The sequence below is a fragment of the Micromonospora sp. B11E3 genome (assembly GCF_039871625.1).
In the GTDB taxonomy this organism is placed as follows: domain Bacteria; phylum Actinomycetota; class Actinomycetes; order Mycobacteriales; family Micromonosporaceae; genus Micromonospora.
The window spans coordinates 43,730-53,908 of record NZ_JBDPMC010000047.1; the positions used below are offsets into that span (position 1 = coordinate 43,730).

Annotated in this window: 7 protein-coding genes and 1 pseudogene; 5 read left to right on the forward strand and 3 right to left on the reverse strand. The window is 77.1% G+C overall.

The annotated features are described in order from the left end of the window. The first annotated feature begins 72 nt into the window (after positions 1–72). From ABGB16_RS21980 to ABGB16_RS21995, 4 genes and pseudogenes are all read left to right on the forward strand, one after another. On the forward strand, positions 73–1,089 hold the full coding sequence (locus ABGB16_RS21980) for a glycosyltransferase family 2 protein (RefSeq protein WP_347669975.1): 1,017 nt from the start codon (positions 73–75) through the stop codon (positions 1,087–1,089). Next, on the forward strand, positions 1,086–3,401 hold the full coding sequence (locus tag ABGB16_RS21985; protein ID WP_347669976.1) for a hypothetical protein: 2,316 nt from the start codon (positions 1,086–1,088) through the stop codon (positions 3,399–3,401). The genes ABGB16_RS21980 and ABGB16_RS21985 overlap by 4 nt, the downstream gene beginning before the upstream one ends. A gap of 73 nt (positions 3,402–3,474) precedes the next feature. Beyond that, a complete protein-coding gene (locus ABGB16_RS21990; protein ID WP_347669977.1) occupies positions 3,475–3,951 on the forward strand; it encodes a hypothetical protein in 477 nt (158 codons plus the stop codon). Positions 3,952–4,154: 203 nt separating this feature from the next. Then, positions 4,155–4,943 (forward strand): annotated as a pseudogene (locus tag ABGB16_RS21995) (M48 family metalloprotease); the annotation flags it as partial. 1,685 nt (positions 4,944–6,628) lie between these two features. Here the strand turns inward: ABGB16_RS21995 and ABGB16_RS22000 are convergent. Next, positions 6,629–7,750, reverse strand: a complete 1,122-nt coding sequence (locus ABGB16_RS22000) for a sugar-binding protein (RefSeq protein ID WP_347669978.1) — start codon at positions 7,748–7,750, stop codon at positions 6,629–6,631. On the opposite strand from ABGB16_RS22000, the gene ABGB16_RS22005 reads away from it, so the two are divergent. Then, positions 7,716–8,150, forward strand: a complete 435-nt coding sequence (locus tag ABGB16_RS22005) for an ROK family protein (protein ID WP_347669979.1) — start codon at positions 7,716–7,718, stop codon at positions 8,148–8,150. The genes ABGB16_RS22000 and ABGB16_RS22005 overlap by 35 nt on opposite strands. A gap of 83 nt (positions 8,151–8,233) precedes the next feature. Here the strand turns inward: ABGB16_RS22005 and ABGB16_RS22010 are convergent, their stop codons facing one another. Next, positions 8,234–9,136, reverse strand: coding sequence for a MerR family transcriptional regulator (locus tag ABGB16_RS22010; protein ID WP_347669980.1), 903 nt, complete (start codon positions 9,134–9,136; stop codon positions 8,234–8,236). Between the two features lie 75 nt (positions 9,137–9,211). Then, complete coding sequence (locus ABGB16_RS22015) at positions 9,212–9,928, reverse strand: class I SAM-dependent methyltransferase (protein WP_347669981.1); 717 nt, start codon at positions 9,926–9,928, stop codon at positions 9,212–9,214. Between the last annotated feature and the right edge of the window lie 251 nt (positions 9,929–10,179).

Consider the following 10,179-nt stretch of genomic DNA (forward strand, 5'->3'; position numbering starts at 1 on the left):
GCCTGCGCCGGCCCGTCCGGCTGGTAGCGTTCGGCTGTCCCGACACCGCCGGCGAGGACGGAGGCCAGCGCCGTGACGCGACCGGAGCCGGCAGTGTCGGTGGTGGTCCCGATGTTCAACGAGGAGAGCGTGCTGCCGCTGTTCGCTCGGCGGCTGCGCGCCGTCCTCGACGGGCTCGGCGAGCCGTACGAGGTGCTGGCGGTCGACGACGGCAGCACCGACGGCACCGCCGCCGGCCTGGCCGGGCTGCGGGCCCGCTGGCCGCAGCTGCGGGTGCTGCGGCTGCGTCGCAACAGCGGCCACCAGGCGGCGCTGGTCGCCGGGGTGCTGCGGGCCCGCGGGCGGTACGTGGTCAGCATCGACGCCGACCTGCAGGACCCGCCGGAGGCGATCGTCGAGATGCTGCGCCGGGCCCGCGCCGAGGGCCTGGACGTCGTGTACGGGGTACGCGCCGACCGCAGCCGGGACACCCGGTTCAAGCGGTGGACGGCGGCCGGCTACTACCGGCTGATGCGGCGGCTGGTCGGCAAGCAGGTGCCCGCGCAGGCCGGCGACTTCCGGCTGCTCAGCCGGGCGGCCGTGGAGGCGCTGCGGGAGCTGCCCGAGCGCAACCCGGTGCTGCGGCTGGTGGTGCCCTGGCTCGGCTTCCCCAGCGCGGAGGTCAGCTACGAGCGTGAGGAGCGCGCGGCCGGCCGGACGAAGTACCCGCTGTCCCGGATGGCCGGCCTGGCCGTCGAGAGCGTCACGAGCTTCTCCGCCGTACCGCTGCGGGTGGCCACCTGGCTCGGGCTGGCCGGCGTGGCGGTCTGCGGCGTGCTGGCGGTCGTCGCCGTGGTCGCCTGGCTCGCGGGCGCGACGGTGACCGGCTGGCCCTCGCTCTACGTGGCGGTCCTCTTCCTCGGCGCGGTGCAGCTGCTCTGCCTCGGCCTGCTCGGCGAGTACGTGGGCCGCGTCTACACGGCCGTGCAGGGCCGCCCGGCGTACTTCGTGGCCAGCGACACCGGCGCGGACGGCGCCGACCGCGACCCCCGTGGTGGGGTGCCGACGGCGCCCGCCGATCCGGCCGAGCTGGCCGACAGCCTCCGGTGACGGCGCTGGCCACCGGCGGCACCGAGCCGTCCGGCCCGCGCGAACCCGACGCCGCCGCCGGGCCGGGCGGCGCCCCGCCCGCCCGCCGCCCCGCCGCGGCGCGCTTCGCCCCCGCCGCCGCGGGCTACGCCGCCGTCGTGGTCGCGCTGCTCGCCACCGGCACCCCGCCGCTCGACGTGGCCCGCTGGACCGGGTACGTCCTGCTGGCCGTGCTGCTGCCCGGCACGCTGGTGTTCCGGGCGCTGCGCCGCCGCCCACACACCCTGGTGGAGGACGTGGCGCTGGGCGCCGCGGTCGGGCTGGTGCTGGAACTGGTCGGCTGGGCGGCCTTCACCGCGCTCGGGCGGCCCGGCTGGCTGTGGCTGTGGCCGCTGGCGGTGCTGGTGCCGTTCGTGGCCGTGCCCCGGCTGCGCCGGCACTGGCGGCCCGCCGGGTACGTCCCGGTGCCCGCCGGCTGGGCCTGGTCGCTGGCCGCCGTGGTCGCCGGCTTCACGCTCTACCTGACCGAGTCGTTCCTGCGGATCAACCCGGTGCTGCCCAGCGACGAGGGGCAGGCCCAGTACATCGACCTGGCGTTCCAGCTCTCCCTGGCCGGCGCGGCCACCCACCAGGTGCCGCTGGACGTGCCGCAGGTCGCCGGGGAGCCGCTGCACTACCACTGGTTCGGCTTCGCCCACTTCGCCGCGGCCAGCCTGGTCAGCGGCGTCGACCTGCCCACGGTCTTCTTCCGGCTCGGCGTGCCGAGCCTGTGCGCGCTCGCCGCCGTGCTGGTCGCGGTGGTCGGCTGGCGGGTCAGCGGCCGCCCGTACGCGGGGGTGGCCGCCGCCGCGCTGATGTTCACCGTCGGCGAGTTCGGCTACGAGAACGGGGTGCGCCAGCTCTTCGGCACCCAGGCCACGTTCATCGTCTGGGGCAGCCCGTCGATGACGTACAGCTGGGTGCTGCTGCTGCCGCTGGTCGCCGCCCTCGGCGAGGTGGTCGGCCGGGCCCGGGGGTCGACCGTGCCGGCGCTCGGGCCCGGCCGCTGGGCGCTCGCGGCGCTGTTCCTGGCCGCGTCGACCGGCGCGAAGGCCAGCTCCGTGCCGGTGGTGCTGGCCGCGCTCGCGTTCACCGCCGCGGTGGCGCTGCTGGGCCGCCGCCGGCCGTCCCGGGCGGTGCTGGCCGCGGCGGGGCTGGCGCTGGCCGCGCAACTGTTCGCCACCGCCGTGCTGTTCGCGTTCGAGAGCCACGGGGTGACCGTCGACCCGTTCTCGGGGCTGCGCCCGTACGTCGGGACGGGCCACCCGGCGGGCGTGACCGCGCTGCTCTGGGCGGCGGTGTTCGGCGCGTTCCTGCTCAACCTCCAGCTGCGGCTGGTCGGGGCGCTGGCGCTGCTGCGGCTGCGCCGGTGGCGGCTGGAGCCGGTGCAGGTGTTCCTGCTCGGCGGCGCGCTCGCCGGGCCGGCGATCTACCTGCTGGTCGGCCACCCGGGCAGCAGCAACCAGTACTTCACCCGGGCCGGGTTCGCGTTCGGGGTGATCCTGTCGGCGTGGGGCTGGGCGGAGCTGCTGGACCGGGCCACGCTGGGCGTCCGGGGCCGGGCGCTGCTCGCGGCCGGGGCGGCCGCGTTCGCCGTGCTGCTCACCGCCGTCCAGCTGCGCCACCCGGCCCCCGCGCCGGCCGGCCCGGCGTACGCGGCGGTGCTGCCGCTGCTGACCTGGGCGATGGCGCTGCTGGCCGTGGCGGTGCTGGTGGCGCTGGGCTGGCCCGCGCTGGTCGGCCGGTGGCCGGGGCTCGCCGGCCGGGGCGGGGCGGTGCTGCTCACCGCCGCCCTGGTCGCCGGCGCGCCGGGGCTGGTGCTGGACGCGGCGGCGGCCCACCGGTATCCCAACGGCGGGGCGTACCCGGTGGAGCGGATGCCCGCCTCCCGGGTGGCGGCGGCCCGCTGGGTGCACGACCACAGCGACCCCGGCGACGTGGTGGCGACCAACGCGCACTGCCGGGCGGTGGTGCGGGGCTGGTGCGACGCCCGGTCGTTCTGGCTGAGCGGCTACGCCGAGCGTGCGGTGCTGGTCGAGGGGTGGGCGTTCGCGCCCCGCATGGTGGGCCTGCCCGGCGGCCCGTACGCCCCGTTCTGGGACGCCGAGCGGCTGCGAGCCAACGACGAGGCGTTCACCGCCCCCACTGCCGCCGGCCTGGCCCACCTGCGCGACTCGTACGGCGTGCGCTGGCTGGTCGTCGACCGCCAGGTCGGGCGGGAGTCCGAGGCGCTGGCGACGCTGGCGGACCTGCGCTACACGAACGCCCGGATGGCCGTCTACCGCCTGCGCTGACGCCCGTCGCCGTCGTCACGGGTTGCCACGCTGTCCTTTACTGGGAGTCCAGTATGGATGCGGAGGGCGTGGCATGGTCGCGGTCCGAGATGTGGTGCGGGACGTGGTGGCGGAGGTCGCCCCCGAGGAGCTGCCGCTGGTGGACGGGCTGGCGTCGTACGACGACGGGACCGTCGTGCGCCGGCTCAGCCGCACCGGGCCACGGCGCGAGCCGCTCGGCTTCGGCTGGGGCGAGGTCATCGGGCTGGCCACCCCGGTGGTGTGGCTGGTACTCGACCAGGTGGCGCAGCGGCTCGCGGACGCGGCGGTGGACGGCACGGCCAAGGGGGCCAGGGGGCTGCTGCGCAGGCTCGTACGCCGCCGCCGGCCGCCCGCGACCCTCCCGGCGCTGACCGCGGATCAGCTCGCCGAGCTGCGCCGGGATCTACTGGACCTGTCCATCCGGAGGGGACTGGACGCGCAGATCGCCGCCGAGGTCGCCGACGCGGTCGTGCGCAGGCTGGACCGGGGCCCCGACGGGAGCCCCGGCGAGCCGGGCCCGGCGAGCTGACCGTGGCGGGCGCGTCGTCGCGGGTCGACGAGCGGGCGCTGGGCGCGGGCACGACCGCGAGGTTCACGCTGCTGGTCGCCCTGCTGGTCGCCAGCAGCAGCGTGATGCTGCTCTACGTCGCCCTTGCCCTGGCCGCCACCGATGGCTTGAGCTGCACCCTGGCGGCCGGGGCCGACCCGGGGACCGATCCGGCGGCCAACGTGATGGCCAGGCGCAGCCTGCAGTGGGAGGCGTACGCCGCGTGCAGCGATCGCTACGCCCCGCCTCCGTCCGGGCGGTGGCTGGTCGGCTGGTGGGCGCTGCTGGCCGCGTGCACGGCCGCGCTGTTCTGGGCGCTGCCCGCCTGGAAGGCCCGCCGCGGCCGGGTGGTGCCGCTGGCCACCGTCGACCGCGACGGGGAGATCGGGCGTACGGTGGCCGAGCTGTCCGCGACCGCCGGCCTCGCCCGCCCGCCGCGCGTGGTGGTCGACCCCGCTGCGGCCTCGGCCGGGGCGGTCGTGTTCGGCCGGACCGGGCGGGCGACGGTGTGCCTGCACGGCGGCCTGGTCGCGGCCCGCACCACCGACCCGCGGCGGTTCCGGGCGGTGCTGCTGCACGAGCTCGCCCACATCACCAACCGCGACGTGACGATCACCTACCTCACCGTGGCCCTATGGCGGGTCTACGCCGCCGTGGCCGTCCCTCCGTTCCTGGTGTGGGGCGCGTGGAAGTTCCGCACGGCGTCCGGGGCGACGCTGTGGTCCGCCGAGGCTCCCATCGTCACCCGCGGCCTGCTGGTCACCGGCCTGCTCGCGGTGCTGGTGTACCTCGCCCGGTCCGACGTGCTGCGCAGCCGCGAGGTCTACGCCGACCTGGCCGCCGTGCGCTGGGGCGCGGACCCGGAGAGCTGGTCCACGGCGGCGGCCCCGGCCCCGGTCGGCGGGCGCGGGCGGCGGGCCCTGCGCGCGTTCGCGGAGCTGTGGCACCTGCACCCGCGCTGGGACGCGCGGCGCTCTGCCCTGGCCGACCCCGCCGTGCTGTTCGGCGTGCGTGCGCTCCCGCTGGTGCTGACCGGCGTGGCCGCGGGGGTCACGCATACCCACGTCGCCTATGCCATCACCCTGTACGGCCTGGTCACCAACTGGGTGCAGCACGCGGCGGCGCTGGCCGCCGCCGCGCTGGTCGCGGGCGTGGTCGGGATCGCGCTGTGGCGCGCCGTGGTGTACGCGGCGCTCACCGGTCAGCGGGCCTCCTCCAGCGCACGGGCGGGCCTCTGGCTCGGGCTCGGCATGGCGGCCGGCGCCGCCGCCGCGGGCCAGGGGACGGTCAACGAGTGGCTGCCCGCCAGGCCCTGGCTGCTGGCGCTCGTCGTCGTGGCCGCCATGGCGTTCACCTGGTGGCTGACGCGGTGCGCGCAGCTGTGGGTGGCCGTCTGGCGGGGCCGGTCGCTGCGCGGGGTGGCCCTGCTGAACGTGTCCGCCGCCGCTCTGGCGCTGTCGCTGTGGTTCCTCTGGTGGCAGAGCCTGGGGGCCGCGTTAACGGCGGGATGGTCGTTCGACGTCGCCGGGATCCGGGACTCCTTCGTGTCCTTCTTCGTCGGCCGGGAGCTGGACCACCCCCCGGCGTCGCTGCTCGACCGGGCGTACGTCCTGGTCACGATCGTGGGGTCCGCCGTGGCTTCCTCGCCGCTCGCCCTGCTGGCGGTCGTCGCCCTGTGGGTGACCCCGCTGCTGGCGTGGCTGCCGCGCCCCGGCGCCGACCCGCCCCGCTGGGTGCGCGACGCCGCGCCGGGTGCCGACCCCACCTCGCCGGGCCCGCCGCCGCCGGGCCTGCGCCGGGTGCTCGTCCCCGGGCTGATCGGCGGGGCCGCCGGGGGTCTGGCGGCGGTCGCGCACTCGGCCTGGCTGCACGTCCGTGTGCAGACCGCGACCTCCGCCACCACCGTCACGGTGGCCTTCCTGGCCGGGGCGATCCTGGCCTTGCTGGTCGCGGCGGCCGTCGCCGCCGTCACCGCCCGGGTGGCCGTGCCCGCGCACCGGCTCCCCGCCGCCCTGATCGCCGCGGGTGCCGCGGCGCTCGTCGGGTTCGCGGCCGTCGCCGCGCTCCGCGCCTCCGACGGCTGCGTGCCCGCGCTGGGCATCTGGAACGTCCCCTGCTCGTGGAATCCCGCCATGGTGCAGCGGCTGTTTCCGCAGATCCTCGTGCCGGCACTGCCCCTGGCCATGCTCGTGGCGGGCGCGGTCGCCCTCCCGCGCCCGCGTGCCGCGAGGCGCGGGCGACGGTCGTTCGACCGGGCCGCGACGGTCGGCGGGCAGACCAGCCGCCCCAGGTCGATGGCGGTGGCCCGGTCCTGCGCCCTCGCCCTGGTCGCGACCGGGCTCGCCGTGGCCACCGTGCACGCCGTGCAGCGGGCGCCGAACGCCGCGCGCCCGCTCGACCCCGGGGAGGCCCAGCGCTTCGCCCGGCAGGGTATGTACGTCGTAGTCGACGCGCCGGTGTCGGCCCGGTCGAGGGCGTTGCAGGTGGAGGCGTGGCTCGACCTCGGCGGCGACGAGCTGCTGGACCGCTTCTACCGGCACCGCCGGGACCTGTTCGCCGCCGTCACCACCGCAGTAGGGGAGGGCAGGAGCATCGACAGGATCGACGACGTCCGTCCGCTGTGCGCCGAGATCGGCGACTTCGCCCGCGCCGCCGACCGCTACTTCCGGGTCCCCGATCCGGAGGCCGACAAGCTGTGGGTGAAGCTCGTCAAGCTCGCCTGGGAGGGGAGCCAGAACTGCCAGCAGGCCCTCGACGCCGACCAGGCCGACCAGTTCAACACCGCCATGCGTACGCTCGCCGACGCCCAGGACACCAGCCACGCCATCGACGACCGCATCGACGCCCTGATGGGCCAGGGCGGCCTGTGACCCCCGTCCCAGGCGTACAGGTACGCCGTGCCGGCGCGGTCGGCCCGCAGGGTGACCTCCACCCCGCCGGCCACCGGACGCTGGTCGGTCAGCCGCAGCGCTTCCGCGGGCAGCCGCGGCACGGCGGCCGGGGCCACGCCGTCCACCGCCGACTGGGCGATGGTCTGCGGGCTGTGCACGCTGCGGGCGGCGGTGTCCGGGAAGACCGGGGCGCTGGGCTGCCGCTGCGCCGGGGTGTAGCCGGGCAGGGTCGCCAGGCCGTAGCGGTACGGGTCGGCCCGTACGCCGGTGAAGGTGGACCAGCCGAGCCGGGACTGCGAGGTGAGGTCCTGGGTGTCGGAGTCGTAGATCAGCACGTTGAAGCCCATCCGGGCCGGGTCGACGGCGTCCGGCAGCACCGCGAACGGGATGCTCGCCTCGATCGTGTAGCCCGCGTACGGGGCGGTGACCCTGCTGACCACGGTCATCCCCGGCGCGGTCGTCGCGCCCGGCCCCTGCCGGTTGTCGGCGTCCCGCTGCCAGCACGGCGGGTTCCCGTTGGCCGGGTCGTCGGTGACCGGGAAGATGCCGGCCTTGAACACGGTGGAGGTGTCGGCCGAGTTCCCCTTCGGGTCGACGATGATCTCCACGCTGTCGGTGCGCCGCTGCCGTTTGCAGTCCTGCGGCACCACCTTCCGGCCCAGCACGTCGTCGGTGACCTGGACGAACACCTTCAGCGCGTCCTCGGTCCAGGCGATCCGGCCGGTCGCCGAGGCGTCCTGCGGCGTGGTGGCCGCCCCCTCCCAGATCCGGGACAGGTCCAGCTCCTCGCCGGGGTACTCGCCCGGGGAGGCGACCCCGTCGACGGCATGGTCATGACCGGCCTGCGGCACCTCGGTGACGGGCACGATCTCCAGGGCTGCGTTCTCCATCGGGTACGCCGTGACCGGCGGCCCGTGGCCCGGCACGATGCTGGAGTTGAACTTCTCCGGCCGGGCGCTGGACCGGCTCGCCGACGCCACCGGGGTGCCCGGCGGGGCGGCCGGGCTGGCGGCCGCCGCCGAGCGACCCGGCCCGGCCCGGGACGCGCTGACCGCCCGGGTCGACGAGCTGGCCCGGCACCTGGTCACCTGCTGCCTGCTGCTCGACCCGCAGCGGGTGGTGCTGGTGGGCGGGGTGGCCGGCAGCGACCTGATCCGTGGGCTGCTGGTCGAGCGGCTCGCCGCCGTGCTGCCGTACCCGCCGGAGGTGGTGCTGTCCCGGTTCGCCGACGACGCCGCGCTGCTCGGGGCGGTCGTCCTCGCCCGGGAGGCGGTGCCCACGCCCCGCTGACCGGTCCGCCGGGCGGCTCAGCGGGGCGGCTCCGCCGGGCGGCTCAGCGGGTCCGGCTCAGCGGGGCGGCTCCGCCGGGTGGCTCAGCGGGGCGCGCGGAGGGCGGCGATCAGCCACTCCATGGCCGGCACCGAGGGCGGGAACGGGGGCCGCCGGTTGAGCACCCCGACGAGCTGCCAGTACCGCTCCACCCGGCGGTCGGTGAAGGTCGCCAGCCGGTCGGCCAGCGCGGCCCGCTCCCGGCCGGGCAGCGCCGGGTCCACGATCCGGTCCAGCACCGCCCCCGCCTCCGGCGACTCCGGGGCCACCCCGGCGGCCAGCGCCTCCCGGGCCTGCTCCACCGACGGCGGGGACAACTCCACACCGGCGTCGCCCGCCGCGCCGGCCACTGCCATCCCGCGGACCCGCTCGCGGAACGCCGGGTCGGCGACCAGCCCGGCCAGCTCCACCCACGCGTCCACCTCCGCGTCGCTGGCGTCGTCGGGCAGTTCGGCGGGCAGGGCCCGCATCGCCCCGGCCAGGCCGGCGCCGGGCGCGTCGGCGGGGACCCCGGCGAAGACCTCGGCGACGAAGTCGTCGACGATCCGCTGCCGCTCCTCGGCGGAGTGTCGGGCCAGTTCGGTCATCAGTCTCAGCTCCTCTGTCGTACCGCCACGTCGGGCGACCGACCGCAGCACCGCCCGGCGCAGCCGCAGCGTCCGGATCTCGGCGTCCAGCGCCTGTACGTGCGCCCCGGCGACGTCGGCCACGCTCGCCTGGCGGTCCAGGATCCGGCGGGCGGCGTCCAGCCCGATGCCGAGGTCCCGCAGGGTCCGCAGCAGGTCGAGCCGCGCCACCGCCGCCGCGTCGTACAGCCGGTAGCCGCCGGAGGTACGCGTGGTCGGCGGCAGCAGGCCGAGGTCGGACCAGAAGCGGATGGTGCGTACGGTCAGGCCGGTCCGGCGGGCGAGTTGCCCGATGGCGTACAGCTCGGTGCGGTCGGTCACCCGCCCAGCGTGCACCCTCCAGCCGCTGGAGACTCAAGCCGCCGCCGCGCGGCGGCGGGGTCGGCCCCGGCGGGGTCAGCCGTCGGTGGGGCGGTGGGCGCGCAGCATGAGGGACACGCCGGGCAGCGACCGCACCGGCAGGTACCGCTCGGCGGTGATGACGGCCCGCAGGCCCAGGTTGAGCACGGGATGCGGGTCGTCCAGGTCGCTGCCGGTGGACCTGCGCCGCCGCCAGGCCGCCGCCGGCCGCAGCAGCACGTTCCAGCTCCACAGCTCGTCGACCACCAGCCCGGCCTTCTCCACGACGGCGCGCAGCGACGCGCGGTCGTACCGCCGGACGTGGCCGACGGCCTCGTCGTGCGCGGACCACAGCGCCATGTCGGCGGGTACGGCGATCAGGGCGGCGCCCCCGGGGCGCAGGGTCCGGCGGATCTCGGCGGCGGCCAGGTGGTCCTCGTCGAAGTGCTCCAGGATGTCGAACGCCACCACCAGGCCGAGGCTCGCCGAGGGCAGCGGCAGGTGCCGGGCGTCGGCCTGGACGACGTCGAGCCCGCGCTCCCGCGCCACCGCGGCGCCCTCCGGCGTGTACTCCAGCGCCACCGGGCGCCAGCCGTGCGCGCGCAGCACCCGCGTGTTGCCGCCGCCGGCCGCGCCGACGTCGAGCGCCCGCCCGGGGCGGTGGCCGGCGGCGGCCAGCCGGCGCAGCGCCCGGGCCAGCAGGACGCGCCGCTCCCGGTACCACCAGTGGCGGTCCTCCAGGGCGGCGAGCTTGCGGACTTCGGTCGCTTCCACGTCGTGCTCCTCGCGGTTCTCGGCGGCCCTCACCCTAGTCGGGCGCCGCCCCGTCCGCTCGCCTCGCCGCGAGGTTCCGGACGGGCCGACCGAGGAACGTGCGACCCGGGCCTGGCGAGGTGAGCATGGCCGGTTCCGGGGCGCGGCGGGCGAGTGCGGGGGCACCTGGACGCGGACCCTCTGGAGCTGCCCCGTCTGTGCGCCCAACAGAACCCGCGCCCGCCCCTGCGCGCTCCCGCTCCCGCCCCCGC

Excerpts from the sequence above, each read along its gene's own strand:
- ABGB16_RS21990 (WP_347669977.1), top strand. The coding sequence starts at position 3,475 with ATGGTCGCGGTCCGAGATGTGGTGCGGGACGTGGTGGCGGAGGTCGCC.
- ABGB16_RS22000 (WP_347669978.1), bottom strand. The coding sequence starts at position 7,750 with ATGGAGAACGCAGCCCTGGAGATCGTGCCCGTCACCGAGGTGCCGCAG.